Raw genomic sequence first — 24,296 nt, 5'->3', positions numbered from 1 at the left:
ATCTGTTTGTATTGTTAGCAGTGTTAAATCATAAATTAATGATAAACGGGAGATTCTTCTCCAAGTGCCACGTCATCCATCCAGATATATTCAGCTTCAGTGTCTGGCTGGTTGAGTAATAGCATTAAAATCACCCACTTAAGGCGATTGATATCAAATTCCTTATCGCCTAACGTTAAAATGCGGTCAACCGTGCGTTCAAACATCTCAGAACTTAGAACACCTGTCTGGCGAAGAGAGAACATATAGTTCTGACATTCCTGATCTAACCATCGCGCTTCATACTTTGAAAATTGACGGATTGATTGTGACTTTGGTTCTGAGATATAAATTTTGTCGTCATCTGCAAGGCTTTCTAGCCAATCAAATGCTTTAGTGATTCTGGTTTTGGGGAAACCAGCATCTTTTAATTCACCATGAAGTACTTCTCTATTTTGTGCGACATCTTCAGCCTCAGCAAAGTTATCAAAAAGGTAAAAAAGTACATCCAATGTATTTTCTTTCATGTGTTTCGGGGTCTCTAATTTGCTGTGAGTAAACACTTCTTTACGGGGCGAGAAGTCGTTTTCTACATTATCTTGTTGATTGTTACAAGATCTTAATATGCGAGGAATTTTATAGTAAATGAATGTGAATGTCACCTGAACATGTCTGATTGACATGGTTAAACTGACAGCTGGTTGTTGTTATAGCTTGATCTTAGCTTCTAAGACGATTCATCCATTATTTAAGGCGGGTGTAGGTTCCGCCGCCATTTGATGCAATCTGGTTTTGTAATTCCAGCATTAATAGAGATGCTGATAGCGAGGCCGTATCGATTCCTGTTCTGACCGCTAATTGATCAATCGAGATAGGGTCGAAGCCCATTTCTTTTAAAATGATTTGTTGATCATCGTCAGTATGAGTATTTTGATTCGAATCAATGGCTTGGTTTTCAGTGTTGAGTTTACTGTTTGCTGAATCTGCTTCGAACGCTTCTTTATTGGCGGTAGATTTCTCATTAGCACTATTGCTTGAAATCTGTTGATCGCTTAACAGTGAGTTGAGGTCAATGACACTCGCCATTTCTTCCATAATATCTTGTGCGGTTTCTACTAGTTTTGCACCCTGTCTGATAAGTTTATGGCAGCCGCGTGCAAGGGGGTTGTGAATGGACCCGGGAATAGCAAATACTTCCCGATTTTGCTCCATTGCCAGACGCGCAGTAATCAATGAACCACTTTGTTGGGCTGCTTCAACCACAAGCGTGCCATAACTTAACCCGCTTATAATACGGTTTCGACGTGGGAAGTTGCTGGATTTAGGTTGTGTGCCGATAGGGAATTCGGTCACGATTGCTCCGTGATCCGCAATTTTGTGTGCCATTTCTCGATGTTTGGCTGGGTAGACTCTATCAATGCCGGTAGCGATAACCGCAATTGTGGGTGCTTCTACTTCTAACGCACCAGTATGCGCAGAGCCATCAACGCCCATTGCTAAACCGCTTGTAATACAAAAGCCAGTTTGACCGAGGTGCTTGGCGAACTCATAAGCGTTATTTGTCCCGCCTTGAGTAGGGTTACGGCTTCCTACGATAGCTATTTGTGGGTCTTTTAGTAATGACAGTTGTCCATGTACGTATAACAGCGGCGGTGGGTCACTAATGCGTTTTAATAACTCGGGGTATTCATCGCAATGAATGGTAATGATGTGGTGATCATCAGCTTCATTTAGCCACTCGATATCTGGGGCAGCCGTTTCTTGGTCTTTTTTAGCATCAAGAATGGCATGCGCTAACTTTTCTGAGATGCCAGCCTGAGTAAGAGTGGACATATTAGATGAAAACAGAGAATCGGGATCGCCAATATTGCTTAAAAGCTTTTGGAAGCTTTTAGAGCCGACTCCAGAAACGCGCCATAACGCTATCCAGGATTGTAATTCATCTTCTGTTTTCATCAGTTTTCGAGAGTGACCAAGATTGTTGAGGCATTAAAAAGGGCCCAGTATAAATCATACATGGGCCCAAATAATGTTTAAATTTAAGTACTAAGAATTATGGGTTACCCACTTTGTATCCATTCTTAATCTCATGCGTTCCCTGAGTGATTACAGCGTAGCTAATATCATTGAGCACCTTATACACAATAGCTGTTGCAGATCGCGATGGTGGTATTCCTACTTTCGCCGCTTTTACAGGCTCGTAAAATTTCTTGTCTGATTTAAACGCGATAGGATCATCAACCATCTTGCCTGGCGAATAAATCCCAAGTGTATAACCTTCTTTAATGCCGTTTCTGGCACCTTTATTGATGGTGATAACTTGTGTTTGACCCGTAATCATTTCTGCATCGAATAAAGAAATAATACTTCCGCGAACCTTGTGCGTAGGAATAATGATCGGCTTGTTCAGTGTATGTGTATGATCTTCTATATACATAAGACGGTCACCACGTCTGATTTCACGTGTTGATTGTACGACTTCTGCGGTTGCTACTTCGGTGTTCATGGCGAGTTTTCCAACGTTTAGGAAGCCTGTGTAAACCACTTCACGTCCATACTCTCTGTTGGTTTCAGGGTCAGAAATTATGTTGCCAACATTGAAAATTGCATACTCACCGCCAGCTTTTCTATCTCTCAGGTTCTTAACGTAAACCGTTTGGCCTTCTTCGATTAACAAGTTCGCATCACGTGCGTCAACAATATAAGGCGCATTTTTAATAGTGTCTTCATCAACGACTTTCGGCCACACTAAAAATGGCGCCAGTGTTGATATTGGCTCGCCTCCACCTTTACGCTCTATACGCATTTGTGGAATGAGTTTTTCAACGACAGAACCGTCAGACATTTTTACATTTCTATTGCCTTGGTAAATGAATAGAACATCACCAGGGTAGATTAGATGAGGGTTTCGAACCTTTTGGTTTTTATCCCAAACCTCAGGCCAATAAGCCGGGTTTTGTAGGAATTTGTTTGAAATTCCCCATAAAGTGTCACCTTTTTTAACCACGTAACGCTTTGGCGCATTGTGTTTAAACTTCGCTTTGGTGATAACTCGTGCGATTTTAGGGCTATAAGCCGAGTTCTTCGACTTAGCGATCGGCATTCCATAATAATTATCGTAAGGATCATGTGCATGTGAAGATGTCGCAGGTTTTGCCTGAGATGCACCTTGGTAGCCATCTAAACCACTACAACCACTTAGTAAAGATAGAGAGAGTGCAGATACCGATAACGTTAACACTGGAAGACGCGTTAAATTTAGGAAATTAAAAGACATGAAAACCCTCTTATTTTTATTGTTTATTATTTTGGTGTCTATATGTTGTTATAAAACTATGAATTAATAATATCGTACCTCATGTATCTCATGCACTGTTTTCAGACTTACGGTATTATTAGAAAATAATTGAGATTGGACTATTTTATGGCTATTTTAGATATTTTGCGTTTCCCGGATAAGCGTTTACGCACCAAAGCAGTACCAGTGACAGAAGTGACTGATGGAATTCGAGCGTTTGTTGATGATATGTTTGAAACTATGTATGAAGCACCTGGTATCGGCCTGGCTGCAACACAGGTTAATGTACATCAACAAATTGTAGTAGTGGATGTTTCGGAAGAGAAGAATGAACCACTTTGTCTGATAAACCCGGAAATTCTGCATGGCGAAGGCGAAGAGATTTGTGAGGAAGGTTGCCTATCTGTGCCTGAATACTACGCGGAAGTAAAACGATCAGAATCTATCACGGTTAAAGCATTAGATAGAGACGGTAAGGAGTTTGAATTAAACGCTGATGGTTTATTGGCAGTTTGCATTCAACATGAATTAGATCATCTAAAAGGTAAGTTATTTGTTGATTACTTGTCTCCTTTAAAGCAGCAACGATTACGTAAAAAATTCGAAAAGCTCGCTAAGCAAGCTGCCAGCGCTTAACAAATACCCCAAAAGAACGTTAAAGAGTAATAAACATTGAAAATCGTCTATGCAGGTACGCCTGATTTTGCAGTTCCTGCGCTTCAGTCTTTAATAAACTCTGGGCATAAGGTCGTTGCTGTCTACACCCAGCCAGATCGTCCTGCTGGTAGAGGCAGAAAAGTTCAATTCGGCCCTGTAAAGCAAGTGGCGGTTGATGCTGGAATACCTGTGGAGCAACCATTGTCTCTAAAGGATGAAGATGCGCAGCAAATACTCAGTGCTTATGATGCAGATGTAATGATCGTAGCAGCTTATGGTTTGATTTTGCCGCAGGCAGTATTAGATATGCCGCGCTATGGTTGTTTGAATATCCATGGTTCACTGTTGCCAAGATGGCGCGGTGCCGCGCCTATTCACCGCGCAATTGAAACCGGTGATACGGAAACGGGCGTCACTATCATGCAGATGGCTTTGGGGCTGGATACGGGCGATATGTTACTTAAGCGTACTTGTCCAATTACCGCAGAAGATACGAGCCAAACGATTCATGATCTCCTTTCCAGTGATGGTGCCGAAGCCTTACTAGAAGTTTTGGATCTGATCGAAAAAGATGAACTAGAACCTGTGATTCAAGATGATGCTTTAACGACTTATGCTGAAAAACTCAATAAAGCGGAAGCCGAGATAGATTGGAGTCAGTCAGCGAAAGATATTGACTTAAAGATACGGGCATTTAATCCATGGCCAGTAGCTTTTACTCTATTGAATGGTAAGCCTCTTCGTATCTATATGTCGAAAGTAGTGGAAGAAAATAACGACCAGAAACCAGGCACAGTGATCTCTGAATCTTCAGAGGGCATTGTCATTGCTACAGGAGATGGCGTTTTGTCATTCTCGCGTTTGCAGTTGCCAGGAAAAAAAGCGATGGATGTTAAGGATTTTATCAATGGCCAATCGCTTATGGGAAATGTATTTCCGTCATAATGCGCGCAACTATAAATAGATTAAAAGATTCATCAGAGCATTCATCAAAAGATTCAATATTAAAAAAGTGCCTGAAAGTAGGGGGGTGTCATTACTTAATGATGAGTGCTCTAATGCTTGAAAAGCGTTTAATTCACGATAGTCACTCAATAAAATCACTCTAACTATGCAAAAAAATAACAATAAGCAGGCTGTTAACCCAAGAGTTGCTGCAGCCCGAATCCTTCAATCTGTTATTTATAACGGAGAATCCTTAAGCACTGCTCTGTCTGATAATGATAGCCCAATGGTTAGCGATCTTTGTTATGGAAGTTTGCGTTGGCACGAATCATTGTCTGCGCTTATCAGCATTCTTATGAGTAAATCATTAAAGAAGAAAGATAAGGATGTAGAATGTTTGATCCGTGTTGGCTTGTATCAAATTATTTACCAGAAAACTCCCGACCATGCGGCTGTGGGTGAAACCGTTAGTGCGCTCAAAGGTCTGAAGAAGCCTTGGGCTAAAAATTTGGTAAATGCCGTTTTAAGGAATTTCTTACGGGGGCAAGTGAAACTTCAAAAAGAAATGCTAGCTGAAGAACCAGCCAAGTATGCTTTTCCGCAATGGTTAATAGATCGTATTAGAAAAGCATGGCCAGATAATTGGGAAGAAATCTTAGAGCAGTCTAATTTACGTTCTCCCATGACGCTTAGGGTAAATCTGAATCATCAAACCCGAGATGCGTATTTGCAACAACTTAATGATGCTGGGATAGATGCTGAGCCTTTGGAAGGCGTTGCCACAGCAGTAAAGCTGACTAAGCCTCAAAATGTAAAAGACCTTCCCGGTTTCTCTGAAGGGTCTTCATCAGTACAGGATGGCGCAGCGCAACTCGCTGGCATCTTGTTAGATTGCAAGGCAGGCATGCAAGTGCTTGATGCGTGTGCAGCACCCGGTGGCAAAACCGGTCATATTCTAGAATCTGCTGAAAATCTTAAAGTGATCGCTATTGATAATAGTGAAACTCGCATGAAACGGGTCAGTGAAAACCTTGAGCGATTGAACCTAAAAGCTAATTTAGTCGTAGCAGATGCATTGGATACTGAGGCTTATGCCAAAGATATTCTGTTTGACCGGATTTTATTGGACGCGCCTTGTTCTGCCACAGGCGTTATAAGAAGGCACCCTGATATCAAGGTGTTACGTAGAAACAGCGATATTGCCGAGTTGCAAAAACTTCAGGCGGCAATGCTTCAAGCGCTCTGGGAAAAACTAAAACCAGGTGGGCTATTTCTTTATGCGACCTGCTCAATTTTACCTGAAGAGAACGAAGATCAAATCCGCTCATTTTTAGACAATAATGCTAATGCCGAAATAGTTGCGATAGAATCTTCTGAGTCCTTGGGTAAGCAGATTTTTCCCGGGGATAATTCAATGGATGGCTTTTATTACGCCAAAATCCAGAAAACAAATACCAGCAATTAATTTAACTACCTCTCAGCCTTTCACCGTATAGCTTTGCGCCTATAATTTATATTTCTAGCTAATATTCATCGCTCAAATCACTTGTGCGCAATACATATATTATTTAGTATGAAATCATAATAATCAGTATTTTTTGCTGATTATTATGATTACCAAAAAAGGAATATGAACCATAAATGGCTCAAAGGATTGACCTTTTATGTGTCTTCTTAATCACTTTCTGAAGATTTTGGTGATGATAATTCTTCGGGAAAATATACATATTTCATGCCCTAGGGATAAATTTCCAAACCCCCAATTCAGTTATTGATTGAGCATATTTTTTTGCAAAACGTTTGCTCTTACTAACTTAATATTAAGGAGATTAATCATGGATCAGATTAGACAAAACGCAGTAAAAGAAATGATAGCAAGTGTCGGTGAAACTAAGTGGAACGAAAATATGGAGTTCCTTCAGGTTCTGATTTCATCTGTCAAAAATCATAAAATAAATCAACATCCAATTGTTTCTGCAATGAATGCTTGTGAATATTCATTGCAGGAAATGCAGACCATGCACATGGAATACCGTGCAATTGTGCATATATTTACCGATGCTTTGTTGATGGCTCAGTACCAATCTAAAAAAGTAGAAAATGTAATGAAGCCGGGTAGTAAAGCTTATGCGCGCTTTTTATTAACGCTAAATACTTTGGATGAATTTGGTTTTCATTACAAAATTGGCGAGCCTTGTTATTTTCAGGGTACACCTCAACGATCTCATTTGATTCTATTTGAAGAGTTGATGACAGATATGAGCATTAGCGATGAAGATAGACAGGAGTTTGTCCCTTCGCCAGTTACTCAAAAGTTAAAAGAATGCTTTCTGGCTGCGTATGATGATTATCCACTACTACTAACACTGCTAGCCATCGCAGAAGAAATTGTCATGATATTCAGTCCAGTAATGCGTTTGAATACTGGCGCATTAGGAATTCCTGTTCAGGAAGGCTATTACCAGGTTCATGGAGTTTCTGAAGATGAAGAAAATGATGCCTGTGATGATTTTCATCAAAATGATCTTTGGTTGATTTTAGCGCAAGGTGCAGGCGGTTATGATCAGTCTGATTTATTGCAGAACTCCCTGAATTTCATTGATCTATGGGAAGACTTCTGGTCTCAGGATTTTTCTAAAAATAAAATCAAGTCTATGCAAAAAATTGCGCCTCAAGAAAATCAGGTGGATCAGTCTTCGGATGTAGAAAGAGAGCTTGCTGTTGGTTGATAACTTTTATCATCATCGACTCATTCTCGCATTTAGCAGAGTATAGTCTCAAGGAGGGTGGGCTTAGGCTCGCCTTCTTTAATTAACGTCTATTTTAGGAGTACAGAAAAAGCCCTCAAAGTAGGGGGGTGCATTTATCTTTGATTTATAGCAGCAAGCTGATTACAACCAATATCTTTAGTGGTAAAATAGCAACATGTCTGGTTTTTCTAAAATATTCTTCCCCCTAATGATGGTTTTCTTGATGGCCTTCCCATCTCTAAATCTATCAGCTGGAGATATTGATTTTAAAGATTTTAGTATCAAAGGTACGCCAGAAAGATTCGAAGTTTCTACTCGCATTGAGTACAAATTAACCGACTATCTAAGCGAAGCCTTAAAAAATGGTGTGACATTAAACTCTCGTGTTCAATTCCTTTTAGGAGAACACAGTAGTTGGTGGTTTAACAAAGACGTGCCAATTTTAACTGTTAATTATCAGCTTAAATACCATGCCTTAAGCCGGCATTATGTATTATCAAGAAGTGATACCAATGAGCACTGGAATTTTTCGAGCCTTTCTGCCTCTCTTCGAAAATTAGGTGAATTAAAACACTTTGTTTTGCCTGATATCTCCGAGTCTTTAAATGATAAAGATGATGGAGAATTTTATATCTTTGCCATAGCTGATATGGTTCCTGCTACTTTACGCTTGCCGTTGCGTATCCAGTCACTATTTAGCGATCAATATAGTTTGACTAGCGAGGGCGTGTTATGGCCCCTTCCTTAAGAACATTCTTTTTTCAGATTTTTCCTGTTTTAGTTACGTTTTTATTATTAGTAACTTCATTTATCTTATTAAGTGTATCGACAAAGAATCCTGATCAATCCAGTGCAATTAATACCTGGTTAATACCGTTAAATATTGCTGTTCTGGTTATTTTATTGAGCCTGATTCTTTATAACGTTGTTAAAGCGTTGGTACATTTGCGCTCGAAGAAAGCAGGCTCTCGTTTTACGCTGCGTTTAATGTACGCTTTCTCGTTATTAACTATTTTGCCGGTATTGGTTGTCTCTTACTTCTCGATGAATTTTATCGGGGACAGGGTCGATAACTGGTTTAATGTTAAAATTGAAGGCGCCTTAGATGATTCACTGGAGCTTGCCCGAAGCTCGCTTGATGTCCGTATGAGGCAACACCTTTTTAATCTGGAAAGAGCGGCTACTGCACTTGCGAGAGTGGATAGATTGGATTATGGGTCATTCATAGACAGGCAGTTGATTGCCATGGGTGCCTACGAGATTGTTCTCTTTGGTAGCAACAAACGGGTGCTCGTTTACAGTGGTGACGAGATGAACTCCATACTGCCACATTTTCCAACTGACGATATCATCCGTAAACTGTCTAGCCGTGGTTATATGTATCAGCTTGAGCCAGTAGGAGAGGGCGGGCTTTTCTCGCGTGTTGCCTTAAGTATCTCACTCGGTGTTGGCAGAGAAACGTTTATTCTGACCGCTTTGTTTCCTTTTTCAGAAAAAGAAAGAATCTTGGCGGATAGTGTTCAAGATGCGTATAAGCAATATCAGGAAATCAGTTACCAGAAAGAGCTGATCAAGAAAGGCTTTAGAATAACGCTCTTGTTGATCATGTTATTGTCTGTCCTATTCTCAGTTTGGGCGGCATTTATTTATTCAATTCGGTTAACAAAACCCGTCAGAAACTTGCTGGAAGCAACCAATGCTGTAGCCTCCGGAGACTTGCAAAAAAAGCTGGATGTGGATGAGAAAGACGATTTCAATCTGCTGGCCAGATCATTTAACGTGATGACAACAAAACTATCCAGAGCACAACAGGAAAGTGCTGATAGTCAGCAGGAAGTTCAAAGGCAACATGATTATCTAAATGTTGTCTTAGGCAGCTTAACTTCGGGTGTTATTACACTTGATGAAGAGTTTATCATCAGAAGAATAAATCACACGGCGGAAGAGTTGTTGGATGCGCCTCTGGATAAATTTAAAGGTAAAAGCTTTAAAGCTTTGTGTAGCGTGGCAGAAGGATTATTGCCCTTTTACGGCGCGATAATGCCTAAGTTAATGGAATCAGCCTCTAGTGATAATTCCAAAGATAAGGATTGGCAAACAGAAGTCACCTTAATGCTTGGAAACACTAAGCATACATTGGTTTGTAGAGGGGTGGTTTTACCTGAATTGATTGATGGCGCGCAAGGCTATGTTCTGGTGATTGATGACATCAGTGAAGTTGTACAGGCTGAGCATGATGCTGCCTGGGGGGAGGTTGCAAGAAGACTTGCTCATGAGATTAAAAACCCATTAACCCCAATCCGTCTCTCGGCTGAGAGATTACAGCGTAGGCTTAAACCATTGCTGGATGAAGAGTCTGCTGAATTACTTCAAAGAATGAGTAATACTATTGTGCATCAGGTTGATAGCATGAAGACAATGGTTGATGCATTTAGTGAATACGCAAGAATACCTGAGCTAAAATTAAAAGAGATCAATATCAATGGTTTGATACGAGAGGTTGTTGAACTTTACCGAATCAATCAATCAGATGCTGAAATCATACTAAATTTAGATGGCTCTCCTATACTTAATGTCGATGGCGATCGGATCAGGCAGCTTTTGGTGAATTTGATCAAAAATTCCTTGGATGCAATGCATGATTTTAGTGGGAATGGTGATTCAAAACTGATCATTACAAGTAAAGTAAAAGAATCAAAAGAGGGTAAAAAAGAGTTTATCCTTCAGATCGAAGATAATGGCCCCGGAATTACCAGTGAGTTACTGCCGCATTTGTTCGAACCATACAAAACTACGAAAACCAAAGGTGGTGGTTTAGGTTTAGCCATTGTAAAGCGTATAATAGAAGAGCATGAAGGCAGTGTATTAGCCAAAAATAATGAAAATGGAGGTGCGAGTTTTATAATGCACCTACCGTACCAAAAGGATAATTGATGACAGCACAATATATTCTAGTAGTGGATGATGAGCCGGATATCCGCCAGTTAGTAAGCGAAATACTGGAAGATGAAGGCTACGAAGTTGCAACAGCAGAAAATGCTGAAGAAGCAAAAGAACTAAGAAGAAAACGCAAACCAGATTTGGTATTGCTTGATATCTGGATGCCGGGTCAAGATGGTATTTCTTTGCTCAAAGACTGGCAAAACAGTAGCACTCTTTCTTGCCCTGTCATTATGATGTCAGGTCATGGAACCATAGAAACTGCCGTTGAGGCAACGCGTTTGGGTGCGCATGACTTTATTGAAAAGCCATTATCGATCGCAAAGATGTTGTTGTGTATAGAAAATGCCTTGCGTTCAGATCAACTGGTTCAAGAGAATAAAGAACTTCGAGATCAGATTAGTGCGCCTCAATACCCGGTAGGCAGTAGCCCGCTAATGGTGAAACTAAGAGAGCAGGCAGACAGAATATCCAAGCATAATAGTCTTGTGCTGATATACGGTGAAGGTGGCGTCGGTAAAGAAGTATTCGCACGGTATATCCACTCTCAAAGTGAGAATAGTGGGCGACTTTTTTTAAAATCGACCGTATCTCTTATTCCGAAAGAAAATATGAGTGTCGAAATTTTCGGTTCTGAAATTGATGAAAAGATTAGTTATGGCTTACTTGATCAAGCTCAGGGCGGCACGCTATATCTTTCGGATATTGGTGGGCTGACAAAAGACGCTCAAAAGCGCTTATTAATTGCATTACGCCAAGGTTATTACACACGAGTAGGTGGTGATTCGCATATCCCGCTGAGTGTGAAACTTATATTCTCTTCCCAGCATGATTTGAGAGACGATGTAGAAGCAGAGAGTTTTGATAAAGAACTTTATCTTGAGATTAGTGTTGTTCCATTAATGATTCCGGAACTTCGTGAGCATCCGGAAGATGTACCAGAGCTGTTAAATTACTATGTAGATCAGCAGATTGAACATGATGGATTACCTTATCGTCATTTTTCTGTTCCAGCACAAAACTTTTTAAGAAATTATAAATGGCTTGGAAATATTCGGGAACTAAGCAATCTGGTGCAGCGATTGTTGATTTTAGGAACTGATTCTGAAATTACTCAGGAAGAAGTCGAAGAAGCCATTGGAACAGAGATTCCTGTATTTTCACAAGAGCTGAGTCAAAGTTCGGATAGTTTGTTTGAGTTGCCATTAAGGCAGGCAAGAGAGCAATTCGAACATGATTACCTGGATCACCAGTTAAAATTGGTCGAAGGGAATGTGAGTAAACTTGCGGAACTCGTGCAAATGGAACGCACTCATCTCTATCGTAAAATGCGTTCGCTGAAAATTGATCCCAAGAAGTATGGTAAATAACTTGAGTATCAAGGTGAGTCATCCATTGCAGGACATTAAACAATGAACATTGTTATCCTTGGTGCGGGTCAGGTTGGTAGTTCATTAGCGAGAAATCTAGCCAATGAAGATAATGATATTACTATTATCGACACCAATATTGCTGCATTACGTGAACTCAGGGAAAAACTTGATGTTCATACGCGTCATGGTCCAGCATCGCATCCTGATGTTCTAGAGCAAGCTAATGTTAACGATGCTGATATGTTAATTGCAGTCACGAATAGTGATGAAGTTAATATGATGGCTTGCCAGATTGCATACAGCTTATTCAGGACACCTACGCGTATTGCCCGAGTCAGAGCTTCCGGGTATTTGCAGCACCCAGAATTATTTACGCCAGAATTAATTCCTGTGGATGTTTTGATTAGTCCTGAGCAGTTAATCACAAACTATATCTTTCGTCTTATCTCTAATCCGGGCACTACTCAGGTTTTAGATTTTGCGGGTGGTCGAGTAAGGTTGGTGGCGGTAAAAGCCTATCATGAAGGCCCTATGGTGGGTCATGAAATCAATAAATTGAGTGAGCACCTTCCTGAAGTAAAGGTGAGAATCACCGCGATATTTCGAAATGGTAAAGCAATTAGTCCAACTGGAAATACCATCATCGAAGCAAATGATGAAATTTTCGTTATAGCGAGTGCTCAGCATATTAGAGCTGTCGTCAGCGAATTGAGAAGTGTAGATAGACCTTATAAACGCATTATGATTGCTGGAGGCGGTAATGTTGGTAGAAGATTAGCCAACGCGCTGGAAGAAGGCAGATACAAAGTTAAAATTATTGAGAAAAACCCTGATAGTGCTAAAAAATTAGCAGAGACCTTAAATAAAACAATCGTACTTGAAGGCGATGCAGCGGACGAGTCTTTGCTCTTAGAAGAGAATATTGAAGATACAGATATTTTCTGCGCACTGACTAATGATGATGAGGCGAATATTTTGTCGGCAATGCTGGCTAAACGTCTGGGCGCTCGAAAAGTAATGTCTTTAGTGAATCGTACAGGATATGTCGATTTAGTTGAAAATGCGAATATCGATCATGCTGTTTCACCACAACAGATCACCATTGGTGCATTACTGACCCACATTCGAAGTGGTGATATTGTTTCTGTTCACTCATTAAGAAAAGGTGATGCGGAAGTGATCGAGGTAGTCGCTCACGGTGATGCTAAAAACTCCCGTGTTGTTGGTAGAAAACGTGCCGACCTAAAGTTGCCGCCTGGCACAACGGTAGGCGCCATTGTGCGTAAAGATGAAGTTATCATGCCGCACCATGACACCGTTATTGAAGAAGAAGACCATGTTATTTTATTCCTGGCTGATAAACGCTACATCAATGCCGTTGAAAAAATGTTTCAGGTTGGTTTAGGCCATATCTAGGCCCTAGTCTTATGCAACTGTTTATTATTCAGCGTATTTTAGGTTTGCTCATGGTGTTATTTAGTTTCACCATGCTTCCACCCGTTTTAGTTGGCTGGATATACAATGACCTATCCGTAGCTCCCTTTATAAAAGGTTTTTTACTGGTTTTAATTGTAGGCGCAGTCCTTTGGTTTCCCGTTCGCCATAGAAAAAGAGAGCTGCGGCTACGTGAAGGGTTTCTAGTCGTCGTCTTGTTCTGGAGTGTTCTGGGTATTGCGGGTTCCGCTCCTTTAATATTCTCTCATGAATTACAGATTTCATTTGTCGATGCCGTCTTTGAATCCGTATCTGCTTTAACAACAACAGGTGCTACCGTTATTGTAGGGCTTGATGACTTACCGAAATCAATATTGTTCTACCGGCAACAGCTTCAGTGGTTGGGTGGTATGGGTATCATCGTACTTGCTGTTGCCATACTTCCTATCCTCGGTATTGGTGGAATTCAGCTTTACCGTGCCGAGGCTCCTGGCCCGGTTAAAGATTCGAAGTTAACGCCAAGAATTAAGGGCACTGCAAAGCTTCTCTGGATCATTTACCTGACGTTTACGGTTACTTGTGCTGTGGCTTATTATATAGCGGGTATGGATGTATTTGATGCGATCAGTCATAGCTTCTCTACCGTAGCAATTGGTGGCTTTTCTACTCATGACGCGAGTATGGGCTATTTTAATAGTCATGCGATAGAGCTTGTGGCAGTGGTGTTTATGTTGCTATCTGGCGCCAATTTCAGTTTGCACTTTATTGCGTGGCGTTCACTCAGTCTTACAGCCTATCAAAGGGATTCTGAATTTCGATTATATGGTTTACTGATTGTAATGCTTACCATTGTGTCCCTTGCGTATCTGTATTTCATGCATGTTTATGGCACTTTTTCGGAATCTTATTATCATGCAATGTTCCAGGTTGTTTCGATAGCCACGACAACAGGGTTTACCACGACAGATTATAGTCACTGGCCAGGGTTCCTACCTGTACTGTTAGTCTTGGCGAGTTTTGTTGGCGGTTGCGCTGGCTCAACAGGTGGTGGAATGAAAGTTATACGCGTGTTGCTATTGTTTAAACAGGGTTGGCGTGAAGTACTTCGACTGATTCATCCGAATGCACGAATAGCGATTAAGCTAAACAAAAAACCCGTAGATAGAACAGTTATTCAGGCTGTATGGGGGTTCTTCTCCGTTTACGTTGGAATTTTTCTTTTATTTATGATGATACTGATGGCCGCAGGGATGGATCAAGTCACTGCTTTTTCAGCTGTTGCCGCCACTTTAAACAACCTGGGTCCCGGGCTTGGAGAGGTGGCACAAAATTATCAGGAGGTGGGTGATTTCTCAAAGTGGTTATTGTGTTTATCGATGCTTATGGGGCGTTTAGAAATATTTACATTGCTTGTCGTCCTTACGCCCGCGTTCTGGAGGAAATAAATGTCAGTTAAGAAAGATAAATGGGATCAAGCATATCAGCAGGCTGATTTTTCTTCGGCAAGAGTAGCAACCGTGCTTAGCGATAATGCCTATTTACTGCCGCTTTCTGGTGGAGATGCCTTGGATTTGGCGTGCGGTAGAGCAGGTAATGCACAATTTTTAGAGAAAAATGGTTTTGCTGTTGATGCTATCGATATTTCATCCGTGGTACTCGAGGGTTTGGCACGGTATTCCTTAGACAATGATCTTAAGATAAAGACTATTCTTTGTGATGTAGAAACTAATGGAATGCCTGAAAAAAAGTACGATGTTATCGTGGTCAGTTATTTTCTGAATCGTGAACTTTTCCCGCAGATAATAGATTCGTTAAAACCAGGTGGATTGTTATTTTATCAAACCTGGTCTCAACTAAAGGTGACTGATGCTGGTCCGGGAAATCCTGATTTTCGTTTGAAAGCAGGGGAGCTTTTAGCGCTTTGTGATTCTCTGAAGATCGTTTTATATAGAGAAAATGGAGTGTTAGGCAAAGCGGATGCTGGTTTAAGAAACGAAGCTTTGATTATTGCTCAAAAGCCTTAATGAATATCTCAATAATAGTTTAAGGCACCCCCCTACTTACGAGGCTTTTTTTTAGAATCAGCTTTAATTACTGTTTACATACCATTCGTAAACTTGTCTGTATCAGTTACGCCGCTGTCTCTCACTGTCTTTAATGCTTTGGAATACTCGTTTAGAATTCCTAAACTCCATTGAATTCTTTCACGAAAATAGGCATCAGATTCAGAGTTATTTTTCTCTTCGTCATCATTAAGTACCGATTCAACGTTCCGAATAATTAGATGTTCCGGTAAATAGCAGATACGGTTGTTTTTGTAACTACTCATGCGTAATTCAGCAACTGGGTAAGAACCACCATCAACAGAAGACACAGCAACGATAAGTGCGGGTTTATGTGCTAACTGTTTTTTCCACATCAAAAAGAAATTTTTCAGTGCGGCAGGAACTTGCCCATGATACTCGGGAGTAACAATGACAAAGCCATCACTGCTTTCTAGCTCATCAGAGATTGGGTTTAGAATACGCTTCCATTCTTCATCTCCTTCCCAGATAGATTCATCCCATAGGGGAATGGGGTTTCCAGCGAGACTAAGTAAATAAGTCTCATCAGATAATGTAGACTTCAATAAAGTCTTTTCTATATGTTTACTCACTTTAATGCTTTGTGAATTTTGACGATGGCTGCCACTGATAATAGATATTTTCATAGTTTAATTGGCTAAAATGGAAGTTTTAAAATGCGATAAGGATTAGAATCCTATAGGATGACAAAGTTAGTAATTTTAGGCAATGTTTCGGTGAAATATGAGCGTAATGAGTAAAGATAAAATCTGTATTATCGGTTTAGGTTATGTTGGTTTACCTCTTGGGGTTGCTTTCGCAGAAAAGTACGACGTTGTTGGGTTTGATATTATTCAGGAACGTATCGATGAATTAGCATTGAACCATGACAGAACTCTGGAAGTAGAAGATGAGTTACTGGAAAGTGTAAAAGATAATATTCATTACACGACTGATATCGAAGAAATTAGAGAATGTAATATTTTCATTATTACCGTTCCCACACCAATCGATAAATCGAGTCGCCCAGATCTGTCGCCTTTAATAAAGTCATCAGAGACGGTTTCTAAAGTTTTAAAGAAAGATGATCTGGTTATCTACGAGTCTACGGTTTACCCGGGTGTCACAGAAGATGTTTGTGTGCCTGTGTTAGAAGAAGGGTCTGGATTGCGATTTAATCAAGACTTTTTCGTTGGTTATTCTCCCGAAAGAATTAACCCTGGTGATAAGCACCACACCGTAAAAAATATTCTGAAAGTCACATCAGGTTCTACTCCGGAAATCGCAACAAAAGTTGATGAACTGTACAAAACGATAATAACTGCAGGCACACATTTAGCATCTAGTATCAAAGTAGCAGAAGCCTCAAAAGTGATTGAAAACACGCAACGAGATGTCAATATCGCATTGATTAACGAGCTTGCATTAATTTTTGATCAGATGGGAATTGATACTAATGAAGTTATTGAGGCTGCTGCGACTAAATGGAATTTCATCAAACTCAGTCCGGGTTTGGTAGGGGGGCATTGTATTGGAGTCGATCCTTATTATTTAACCTTTAAAGCAGAAGAGTTAGGTTACAAGCCAAATTTGATTCTCTCTTCCAGGCAGATCAATAATGGAATGTCGAAATACATTGCTGAGAAAACCATCAAAAAAATGATCATGGCGGGCAAGACGATTAAGGGCTCTAAAGTATTGATCATGGGCGTTACCTTTAAAGAAGATTGTCCGGATATGCGTAATTCTAAAGTTCTGGATATTTATAAAGAACTTAAGGACTTTGGTGCCGATATAGATGTCTATGACCCATGGCCTGAAGAAAATGAAGCTAGGGATTATTACCCTGATAGCGTGGTTGATAATCCATTAGCATCCCCACAAAAGTACGATGCCATTATTGTGGCGGTAGGGCACTCACAATTTAAAGAATGGACTATGGAAGATTATGAGAAGGTTTCGTCAGGAGCTCCTATCACCATCGATGTTAAAAATGTTATTCCGCAACCAACGTGGAGACTTTAGGTAAATAGTCTCCAATCTGATAAAACATATCCAGAAAAATGAATAACTTAGATGCCAAAAAAGACAGAGTCTTAAATGTCTGGGTATTAACAGACGGCAGACCGGGGCACGCCAACCAATCCGAAGGGTTGGTGGAAGCTATATCAAAATACCGAGAAGTTTCTATAAGTAGACCTCCTTTACTGACTACTCTTCAAGCGCTGAAAATGTGGCTGTTCAACTGGTGTTTTAAAAATAAAAAAGAGGATGCTCCAGATTTAATTGTTGGAGCAGGACATCAAACGCATTTGAGCTTGCTTGCTTATAGAAGGTGTTTTGGTGGAAAGGTCGTGGTGATGATGAGCCCAAGTCTGCCTTCTTTCTTTTTTGATTTATGTTTTATCCCAAGGCACGATAACCCAGGTAACAGAAGTAATATCATTGAAACAGTAGGTGCGATTAATCGCGTCGTGCCAAATACAACGTCATCAGTGAAGGATACTGGTTTGATAATGCTTGGAGGGCCTTCTAAACATTATCAATGGAGCTCGAAAAAGCTTATAAAACAGATTCAGAATGTACTTACGAAACAGCCAGAAATTCAATGGGTGATTGCTGGTTCACGTAGAACGCCACAAGATACCTACGATGAAGTTAAAACAAATTTCCCTGAGTTGGTATTAATTGTTCCTGAAAATGTCTCTTCGGATTGGCTCCCACAAAAAATGCATGAAAGTGAACAGGTTTGGGTGACGGCTGACAGTATTTCAATGATATATGAAGCGCTCACATCAGGAGCTAAAGCAGGCGTAATTGAACTTGATTATGATAAGCCTTCCAGGATAACTAAAGAAATCGACCGATTGATCAGCGAAGGCGCGGTTGATTCTTTAAACACTCTAGATCGACCCCATACAGTAACTGAACTTTACGAGGCTGATCGCTGTGCAAAACTTTTATTAGAGAAGTTTGAGTTATAAATGACTAAACAATTAACGATATTGCAATTACTCCCTGACCTTGAAAGTGGGGGGGTGGAAAAAGGAACCCTAGAGGTTGCTAAAGCAATCGTTGATGCCGGACATAGGTCAATTGTAATGTCTGCAGGTGGTCGTTTAGTAAAAAGACTTGAGGAAGAGGGCAGCAAACACATATTTTGGGATTTAGGTAAAAAGTCACCTTTGACTTTTTTGCAGGGAACTAAGCTCCGAGCTTGGTTGCAGCAGAATAAAATCGATATCATCCATGCACGATCCAGAATGCCTGCTTGGGTTGCATGGTTAGCCTGGCGCAAAATGCCATCAAATAATCGACCGCACTTTATCACCACAATGCATGGTTTAAATTCAGTGAGTCGTTACAGTAAGATAATGACTTATGGTGAGAAAGTCATTGCCGTTTCAGATACGGTGAAATCTTATATTCTCGATAAATACCCTGAAACCAATGAAGATAAAATCATTACCATTGCACGCGGTATCGATATAAAAGAATTTCCATTTCACTATCAACCAGAAGCTGAATGGCTTGCTGCCTGGTATCAAGAGTATCCACAAACTCAGGGGAAATGGGTAATCACGCTGCCGGGTCGTTTGACGCGCTTGAAAGGTCACAATGACTTTCTGGATGTTCTGAATACATTGAAATCAGAAAATCTCAATGTGCATGGCTTGATCGTTGGTGGAGAAGATCCCAAAAGAAAGCAATATGCGCAAGAGCTGTATGCAAGAGTAAAGTCTGATGGGCTTGAAGACTACGTTACCTTTGCCGGCTATCGATCAGACATGAAGGAAATATACGCTATCTCAAATGCTGTTTTGTCACTCTCAACGCAACCGGAGTCTTTTGGTCGCACAGCCGTTGAGGCAATTAGTTTGGGAACGCCAGTCATTGCCTATAGTCATGGTGGTGTTGGTGAAACTATGGGGCAAGTTTATCCGGCTGGTCTGGTAGGTTTGAACGATACTGAAGAAACCACAATACGATGTAAGCAATTATATAATGGTAACATTCAAGCTCCTCAAGGTGAGCTCGCTGTTTACAGTAAACAGGAAATGTTAGATAAGACTTTGGCTTTATATGAAGCATTGAGTGAGAAAAATTAGTTTATGTCTATTTATGTAGGACTGATTTTATTTCTCGTGTTATTAGGCGCATATTATTCGCATCGATATGCCTGGTGGAAAAAGGCAGTTCCATTTCAGTATCCCAGAATACTGATGTATCACATGATTAGTAACCCTATCAAAGGGGCAAAATTCAATTCTTTACGAGTTTCACCTGAAATGTTTGAAAAGCAGCTTCGATACCTCGCTGATAATGATTGGCAGTTTTTTACGATGTCTGAGTTATTATCAAATAAGGATCAGTTGCCTGAAAAAAGTATCGCTATAACATTCGATGATGGTTATCAAGATAATATTAGCAATGCTCTGCCATTGCTAAAGAAATACAAAGCGAAAGCGACCATTTATTTGGTAATTGATCGGCACAATAGAGAGTGGTCAAGCAAACGTAAAAAAAAGAATAATTCAGGAGAGTTAATGGCTGAGCCTAAGCTTTCAGACGAACAGGTAAAAGAGTTATTAGAATCTGGCTTGGTTGAAATTGGTTCGCATACTGTTACTCATGATAATTTGCCGACGCTTTCAGAGGAACAGAAGCATGAAGAAATAGTGGGTTCCAAGAAAAAAATAGAAGATATTTTCGGTATTAAGTGCCATTCATTTTGCTACCCGTTTGGCTTGTTTGATCAAGCTGATTTAGCCTTAGTCGAATCAGCAGGGTATACAAATGCGACGACTGTTGAAACGGGGATTTCTGATTTTAAAAAAACAAATCCCTATCTTTTAAAACGAGTAACGGTGAGTGGAAAAGATAACTTTTATGCATTCAAGCTAAAGATAAAAACAGGTCGACGCGGCATTAAGAAATAAAAAAACTGTCGAATCTTTTAGAAAAAATGTAAATCTAGAACGTTTAAAAGACTTTTTGAGATAATGTTCGATTGATAGTTCAGGTTATTCTTCAGTGCGAGGGTCTGGCAAATTGATGAAAATCGTTTGTAACAGCACACAAAGTTCAGGTTGTTGCTGTAGGCGTTGCAGCTTTGAGTAAACGAAGTGAAGATCGGCGTTTCTTGTCGCTTCCGGTACATGCTCCCCGAGCAGTTCTATTAATTTATTCGGATCTTCAAGTAATACTTTTCCTCCGCGTCTAGGCTTCAGGCAATCGTCAATCAGCCGCAAATAGTCAAACGCCATTTGTTGTTCCTGATTAACCCATTCCACGGGGCCAAATTCAAAATCAATGACTGCTAGTTTCTCACTATTTAGGTCTATGAGTATGTTGCCAAGGTTAAGATCCAGATGAATCACTCCTAGACTATGCATTGTTGAAATAAGAGGAAAAACGTTACTTAGCACCTTCCATAATTCCGCTCGGTTTTTTGTTAAATATCCGGAAAGTCTTTCCCAGGGTAACCAACTACACGCAATCGCGTGTTCAGATCGCCAAAGCGGTTCAGGAGAAAGTCCACCAGGTGCAAGTTGTACGTAGGCATCCCATTCTCTGTTTAAACGATCAACGGGACCAAGCGGGATACCAGGGTCAAGAGAGCCAATTGGGTCATTTATTATTTTGTGCTCGCTATTTATTCTAACTACTGCAAATCTGCTTCCATTTTTGGATGCATAGTAAATCTCATCGTAACCTCCCTTTGCTGCAGCTGGGCTTAACTTTATTTTTTGCCCTTCGCGTCGTTCAAGTGCGGCTTCAACTTCAATGCGTCGGCTGGCATTTTTCTTTAGTTCTTTGTGACGCTTTAGCCAGCGCATTGGTGATTTCATGACAAACTTGCTCTCAATTAATTAGGTCTTATTCGCGACTTTGCCAATGACAACCAGCTCGCTAAAACCCACATTGTTGATTTTAACTTTGTCTGGGAAATTATCAGTGGGTTGCCCGTCGAGTACCATCTTGTTCGCAAGTTGGTACTGATCGTCATATCGATCTGATGAAAAGCATTCAGTCTTACCAAATACATTGTCAATTTTGTCTATTAGATCAATGCCTATTTCGCGGGAACGCTCGTTAATCATTTTGCCAAATTCTACGGTCTCGTCATGCTTGTATATTTCTGCTATGACAGCCAAACCTCCTGGTTTTAGGACGCGATGAATCTCAGAAAGGCTGGCATCCAGATCGGGGGGGACAGTGAGTACTCTGGAAATTACTACGCAGTCGTAGGAGTTGTCACTAAAGGACATGTCCTGGACGTCTTCATTAAAATCTACGTCCTGTTTTAACAAGTCGGCTGTGTGATACGTCTCAAATTTTTCTGCGACCATATCTTTTAAACATTCTTCAGGGGCGATATGCAATACGCTTTTACCCTGTTTTTCAGTCGTATTAAATACTTCGTTGAGTACAAGGAACATCATACGGTGACGTTCGTTGGAGGCACATTTAGGGCATTTACTATCGGTTCGAATCAGATCGGGTGTTTTGCTAATGCGTTTATCTTTAAAGGGCCCTTTGTATCCACAGATCGGGCAAAGATAAGTTTTTCCTGTTTGTTTAAATAGTTTGAAAAAAAAGGGTCTGATGATTCCTTTTAGCTTTTCTGTGCGGGCATTTCTCATTAAGCGTGCCTGTATCTCGAAATATAGTTGATGATTTGTTAGAGCCTGTTTTTTCTGCTCTGTATTAATCTCGGTGTCTAAGTATACCTTGATCCCAGCTGCTGTTTTTCCGCATTTCTTCGGTAACGCCACCTTGCTTTGCGAAGTTCTCAAATCTCGGCCATGCTTCTTCGATACGTCGCTTTACTTTGGCTCTTCCCAGAGTTTTTGACCAGCGTGCAAGAGGTATAAATGCGGGGTCTCCCAAACCGTCTATGATATACATGGTTGGGACGCCATCTTTATCAAAGCTTACGACGATGTTATGGTCAAGGAGTTTTCTGGAAAGTACGATATGCTCATGCAGGAAATCACCAAGCTTATCGTATGCAGTTCGTAAATCTGCAAGGTCAAAACCATCGGTAATTAGCTGACGAATGCTTCTTGCAATTTGACCGTCTTCATCTCGGATTAGGTCTAAAACAAGACCAGGTCCCAAGTCAGTTTCATGCATGCCATAACATCTCGGTAAGTGGTCGGTCATCTCCTCTCCGATTTGATCGTATAGCTCATTCAAAACTTCCATTTCATGGCGATTATTGTCGTATTCGCGGTGAAAGCTGGCAGGAATGATTCTTTTCTTTTTTAAGCGCACCGTTCTATCATCGTCTTGTCTGAGTATCTTGACGCACTTACTGGGATCATTGGGATGGGTAAAACAAAGTCGCCTGCCGCCTGCGCCAAATGCCGACTTATCTTTAAGTTGTAGGACTTCGCTGGAGCTCATAGGGTGGCAATCCTGTAAATGTGAATACGGTGATTAATGTGATGTGGAATTATAACTCACTCTGCAGTCTTGTTATAACCGATTTAACTGGAATCACAGCTTGTTCAGTATGGTTGTGAGCGCTTCCACAGAATCTTCAAGTGAACAATCATTGTTAAATGCCAGGTAGTCTGTGGGTGATCGCAGGGAATGGCAATTAAACATGTCCTGGTTGTAGTGCAGGATTCCTTGTTCTGTCATTTCAGGTTTTCTGTCTGATATGTTTTGAGGATTAACAATACAATGAATGATAGGGATTCTTTTGCCAAAGACATTGGATAAAAATCTAAATCTGGAAAATCGTGGTGTATCTGTTTTTCTATCTAGATACAAAAAATCCATAATTGTTCTATCTACTAGCATTAGGCCTTTATTTTTTTGTCTCCAGTATTTTATGCGGATACCTAGACTGGCTCTTAGATAAACCCATGGCGCTAGTTTTTCATCGAAAGTCTCTCTCGATTGAAACAGTAAAGGTCTAATTAAAATGACCATCAGTTTATGGATATAAGATTTTCTATACAGATGTTTACCAGTAAATACACGAGATACATTATCTACTGATTCTAGTAAATGGTTCGCCAGCGTTGTTTTACCTGCACCATCACTGCCCATGATAGATATCATTCGGGTTTGTCTGGGAGCTGCCAGCCAGCTTTCTTTGATTACAGAACCTAATCGCTTGGCTGTGTGTGTAAAAGTGCTGGGGGTTTGAAGTTGACACCGTTGATTAATGTATTTCAGCATCAGTTCTTCGACCGTTTGTGAAATTGCCTGGGAATTTAATATTTCCGAGATTATATCTGCGATTTCTTTGTCACAGTTCTGGCTGTATTCGTTCAACCTGCTTATGGTTGATTGATTGTCTATACTGCGTTTTTTACATATCAGATGTTGAATGTAAATACATGCTTCAAGATTAGCAGGAAACCTGGCAATGGCAGATTGTGGCGTTTCGGTTGCATCTTTTGCACCGAGATAAGTGAGACAGCTTCGCTTGTTATCAAATTGCCAAAGCTCTAACCAAAGATCGAATATGACGCAATCTTCACCATCTGTTGAATACAGTATGAGTTGTACTTTTCGATTTTTCCGAGACATAACCCGGGCGTGGCATTTGCGCTCACGTATCCATTTATAAACAGCGTTTAGTAAAAGCTCAACAGACTCGTTGGAAGTAAGAAGGTCAATATCACCCTGATTAAATTCAGTGTCAGATAGTTGCTCACCTCGTAATTGGATGAGGTTCCATGGACCATTTTCTATCTGTTTAAGGCACCACCTCAAATTGTCACTTGGTATATTGTTGGTGATATCTTTCATGGATTCTTTGTTCACTTCCTATGTCGGTGGTTAAGATGAACGCTTAGTTGTAGAGAAAGCAATCCTCTTGAGTCTATTCTAA

General features: G+C 40.5%; 22 protein-coding genes. 14 read left to right on the top strand and 8 right to left on the bottom strand.

What is annotated here, in order from left to right; translation table 11 throughout:
• Nucleotides 1-35: 35 nt before the first annotated feature.
• The 3 genes from OO007_RS10045 to OO007_RS10035 form a co-directional block, all read right to left on the bottom strand.
• On the bottom strand, nt 36-662 hold the full coding sequence (locus OO007_RS10045; protein WP_131907496.1) for a DUF494 family protein: 627 nt from the start codon (nt 660-662) through the stop codon (nt 36-38).
• 61 nt (nt 663-723) lie between these two features.
• Nucleotides 724-1,935, bottom strand: a complete 1,212-nt coding sequence (gene dprA, locus OO007_RS10040; protein WP_325808690.1) for a DNA-processing protein DprA — start codon at nt 1,933-1,935, stop codon at nt 724-726.
• A gap of 97 nt (nt 1,936-2,032) precedes the next feature.
• Nucleotides 2,033-3,256, bottom strand: coding sequence for a LysM peptidoglycan-binding domain-containing protein (locus OO007_RS10035; protein ID WP_325808689.1), 1,224 nt, complete (start codon nt 3,254-3,256; stop codon nt 2,033-2,035).
• 147 nt (nt 3,257-3,403) lie between these two features.
• On the opposite strand from OO007_RS10035, the gene def reads away from it, so the two are divergent.
• The 10 genes from def to OO007_RS09985 all read left to right on the top strand — a co-directional run bounded on the left by def (nt 3,404) and on the right by OO007_RS09985 (nt 15,400).
• Nucleotides 3,404-3,913, top strand: a complete 510-nt coding sequence (gene def, locus OO007_RS10030) for a peptide deformylase (RefSeq protein WP_131907493.1) — start codon at nt 3,404-3,406, stop codon at nt 3,911-3,913.
• A 36-nt stretch (nt 3,914-3,949) separates the two neighbouring features.
• Nucleotides 3,950-4,879, top strand: coding sequence for a methionyl-tRNA formyltransferase (gene fmt, locus OO007_RS10025; RefSeq protein ID WP_325808688.1), 930 nt, complete (start codon nt 3,950-3,952; stop codon nt 4,877-4,879).
• A 166-nt stretch (nt 4,880-5,045) separates the two neighbouring features.
• Complete coding sequence (gene rsmB, locus OO007_RS10020; RefSeq protein WP_325808687.1) at nt 5,046-6,344, top strand: 16S rRNA (cytosine(967)-C(5))-methyltransferase RsmB; 1,299 nt, start codon at nt 5,046-5,048, stop codon at nt 6,342-6,344.
• Between the two features lie 370 nt (nt 6,345-6,714).
• The gene (locus tag OO007_RS10015) at nt 6,715-7,608 is read left to right on the top strand and encodes a hypothetical protein (RefSeq protein WP_131907490.1); all 894 of its coding nucleotides are present in this window, start codon (nt 6,715-6,717) and stop codon (nt 7,606-7,608) included.
• Nucleotides 7,609-7,804: 196 nt separating this feature from the next.
• The gene (locus OO007_RS10010) at nt 7,805-8,377 is read left to right on the top strand and encodes a DUF4390 domain-containing protein (protein ID WP_131907489.1); all 573 of its coding nucleotides are present in this window, start codon (nt 7,805-7,807) and stop codon (nt 8,375-8,377) included.
• Nucleotides 8,362-10,563: a sensor histidine kinase gene (locus tag OO007_RS10005; protein WP_131907488.1), complete on the top strand. Its 2,202-nt coding sequence runs from the start codon at nt 8,362-8,364 to the stop codon at nt 10,561-10,563. The genes OO007_RS10010 and OO007_RS10005 overlap by 16 nt, the downstream gene beginning before the upstream one ends.
• Nucleotides 10,563-11,939 (top strand): sigma-54-dependent transcriptional regulator, encoded by a 1,377-nt coding sequence (locus OO007_RS10000; RefSeq protein WP_131907487.1) that lies wholly within the window; start codon nt 10,563-10,565, stop codon nt 11,937-11,939. The genes OO007_RS10005 and OO007_RS10000 overlap by 1 nt, the downstream gene beginning before the upstream one ends.
• 42 nt (nt 11,940-11,981) lie before the next feature.
• Entirely contained in the window at nt 11,982-13,358 is a 1,377-nt protein-coding gene (gene trkA / locus OO007_RS09995; RefSeq protein ID WP_131907486.1) for a Trk system potassium transporter TrkA, read from the top strand.
• Between the two features lie 11 nt (nt 13,359-13,369).
• The gene (locus OO007_RS09990) at nt 13,370-14,821 is read left to right on the top strand and encodes a TrkH family potassium uptake protein (protein ID WP_325808686.1); all 1,452 of its coding nucleotides are present in this window, start codon (nt 13,370-13,372) and stop codon (nt 14,819-14,821) included.
• Nucleotides 14,822-15,400 (top strand): class I SAM-dependent methyltransferase, encoded by a 579-nt coding sequence (locus tag OO007_RS09985; RefSeq protein WP_325808685.1) that lies wholly within the window; start codon nt 14,822-14,824, stop codon nt 15,398-15,400.
• Nucleotides 15,401-15,474: 74 nt separating this feature from the next.
• Here OO007_RS09985 and OO007_RS09980 read toward each other — a convergent pair whose 3' ends face one another.
• The gene (locus tag OO007_RS09980) at nt 15,475-16,086 is read right to left on the bottom strand and encodes an NADPH-dependent FMN reductase (protein ID WP_325808684.1); all 612 of its coding nucleotides are present in this window, start codon (nt 16,084-16,086) and stop codon (nt 15,475-15,477) included.
• A gap of 106 nt (nt 16,087-16,192) precedes the next feature.
• On the opposite strand from OO007_RS09980, the gene OO007_RS09975 reads away from it, so the two are divergent.
• From OO007_RS09975 to OO007_RS09960, 4 genes are read left to right on the top strand one after another with little or no spacing between them, the layout of a single operon-like run.
• On the top strand, nt 16,193-17,464 hold the full coding sequence (locus OO007_RS09975; protein WP_325808683.1) for a nucleotide sugar dehydrogenase: 1,272 nt from the start codon (nt 16,193-16,195) through the stop codon (nt 17,462-17,464).
• A gap of 38 nt (nt 17,465-17,502) precedes the next feature.
• Complete coding sequence (locus OO007_RS09970) at nt 17,503-18,423, top strand: mitochondrial fission ELM1 family protein (RefSeq protein ID WP_325808682.1); 921 nt, start codon at nt 17,503-17,505, stop codon at nt 18,421-18,423.
• Nucleotides 18,424-19,548, top strand: a complete 1,125-nt coding sequence (locus tag OO007_RS09965; protein ID WP_325808681.1) for a glycosyltransferase family 4 protein — start codon at nt 18,424-18,426, stop codon at nt 19,546-19,548.
• A 3-nt stretch (nt 19,549-19,551) separates the two neighbouring features.
• Nucleotides 19,552-20,379 (top strand): polysaccharide deacetylase family protein, encoded by an 828-nt coding sequence (locus OO007_RS09960; RefSeq protein ID WP_325808680.1) that lies wholly within the window; start codon nt 19,552-19,554, stop codon nt 20,377-20,379.
• An 84-nt stretch (nt 20,380-20,463) separates the two neighbouring features.
• Here the strand turns inward: OO007_RS09960 and OO007_RS09955 are convergent, their stop codons facing one another.
• The 4 genes from OO007_RS09955 to OO007_RS09940 all read right to left on the bottom strand — a co-directional run bounded on the left by OO007_RS09955 (nt 20,464) and on the right by OO007_RS09940 (nt 24,214).
• A complete protein-coding gene (locus OO007_RS09955) occupies nt 20,464-21,291 on the bottom strand; it encodes a phosphotransferase (RefSeq protein ID WP_325808679.1) in 828 nt (275 codons plus the stop codon).
• Nucleotides 21,292-21,312: 21 nt separating this feature from the next.
• Complete coding sequence (locus OO007_RS09950) at nt 21,313-22,086, bottom strand: class I SAM-dependent methyltransferase (RefSeq protein WP_325808678.1); 774 nt, start codon at nt 22,084-22,086, stop codon at nt 21,313-21,315.
• A gap of 64 nt (nt 22,087-22,150) precedes the next feature.
• Nucleotides 22,151-22,852, bottom strand: coding sequence for a YrbL family protein (locus tag OO007_RS09945; protein ID WP_325808677.1), 702 nt, complete (start codon nt 22,850-22,852; stop codon nt 22,151-22,153).
• 93 nt (nt 22,853-22,945) lie between these two features.
• Nucleotides 22,946-24,214, bottom strand: coding sequence for a hypothetical protein (locus OO007_RS09940; protein ID WP_325808676.1), 1,269 nt, complete (start codon nt 24,212-24,214; stop codon nt 22,946-22,948).
• Between the last annotated feature and the right edge of the window lie 82 nt (nt 24,215-24,296).

This window comes from Cocleimonas sp. KMM 6892, assembly GCF_035798195.1.
GTDB classification, from domain to species: domain Bacteria; phylum Pseudomonadota; class Gammaproteobacteria; order Thiotrichales; family Thiotrichaceae; genus Cocleimonas; species Cocleimonas flava.
This window is presented reverse-complemented; position numbering and strand designations above follow the sequence as displayed.

Coding starts and splice junctions, on each gene's coding strand:
- OO007_RS09950 (WP_325808678.1), bottom strand. CDS start 22,086: ATGAGAAATGCCCGCACAGAAAAGCTAAAAGGAATCATCAGACCCTTT.
- OO007_RS09960 (WP_325808680.1), top strand. CDS start 19,552: ATGTCTATTTATGTAGGACTGATTTTATTTCTCGTGTTATTAGGCGCA.
- OO007_RS09980 (WP_325808684.1), bottom strand. CDS start 16,086: ATGAAAATATCTATTATCAGTGGCAGCCATCGTCAAAATTCACAAAGC.
- OO007_RS10005 (WP_131907488.1), top strand. CDS start 8,362: ATGGCCCCTTCCTTAAGAACATTCTTTTTTCAGATTTTTCCTGTTTTA.
- OO007_RS09940 (WP_325808676.1), bottom strand. CDS start 24,214: ATGAAAGATATCACCAACAATATACCAAGTGACAATTTGAGGTGGTGC.
- OO007_RS10000 (WP_131907487.1), top strand. CDS start 10,563: ATGACAGCACAATATATTCTAGTAGTGGATGATGAGCCGGATATCCGC.
- trkA (WP_131907486.1), top strand. CDS start 11,982: ATGAACATTGTTATCCTTGGTGCGGGTCAGGTTGGTAGTTCATTAGCG.
- OO007_RS09975 (WP_325808683.1), top strand. CDS start 16,193: ATGAGTAAAGATAAAATCTGTATTATCGGTTTAGGTTATGTTGGTTTA.
- rsmB (WP_325808687.1), top strand. CDS start 5,046: ATGCAAAAAAATAACAATAAGCAGGCTGTTAACCCAAGAGTTGCTGCA.
- OO007_RS09945 (WP_325808677.1), bottom strand. CDS start 22,852: ATGAGCTCCAGCGAAGTCCTACAACTTAAAGATAAGTCGGCATTTGGC.
- OO007_RS09990 (WP_325808686.1), top strand. CDS start 13,370: ATGCAACTGTTTATTATTCAGCGTATTTTAGGTTTGCTCATGGTGTTA.
- OO007_RS10045 (WP_131907496.1), bottom strand. CDS start 662: ATGTCAATCAGACATGTTCAGGTGACATTCACATTCATTTACTATAAA.
- OO007_RS09970 (WP_325808682.1), top strand. CDS start 17,503: ATGAATAACTTAGATGCCAAAAAAGACAGAGTCTTAAATGTCTGGGTA.
- dprA (WP_325808690.1), bottom strand. CDS start 1,935: ATGAAAACAGAAGATGAATTACAATCCTGGATAGCGTTATGGCGCGTT.
- def (WP_131907493.1), top strand. CDS start 3,404: ATGGCTATTTTAGATATTTTGCGTTTCCCGGATAAGCGTTTACGCACC.
- OO007_RS09955 (WP_325808679.1), bottom strand. CDS start 21,291: ATGAAATCACCAATGCGCTGGCTAAAGCGTCACAAAGAACTAAAGAAA.
- OO007_RS09985 (WP_325808685.1), top strand. CDS start 14,822: ATGTCAGTTAAGAAAGATAAATGGGATCAAGCATATCAGCAGGCTGAT.
- OO007_RS10010 (WP_131907489.1), top strand. CDS start 7,805: ATGTCTGGTTTTTCTAAAATATTCTTCCCCCTAATGATGGTTTTCTTG.
- OO007_RS10035 (WP_325808689.1), bottom strand. CDS start 3,256: ATGTCTTTTAATTTCCTAAATTTAACGCGTCTTCCAGTGTTAACGTTA.
- OO007_RS09965 (WP_325808681.1), top strand. CDS start 18,424: ATGACTAAACAATTAACGATATTGCAATTACTCCCTGACCTTGAAAGT.
- OO007_RS10015 (WP_131907490.1), top strand. CDS start 6,715: ATGGATCAGATTAGACAAAACGCAGTAAAAGAAATGATAGCAAGTGTC.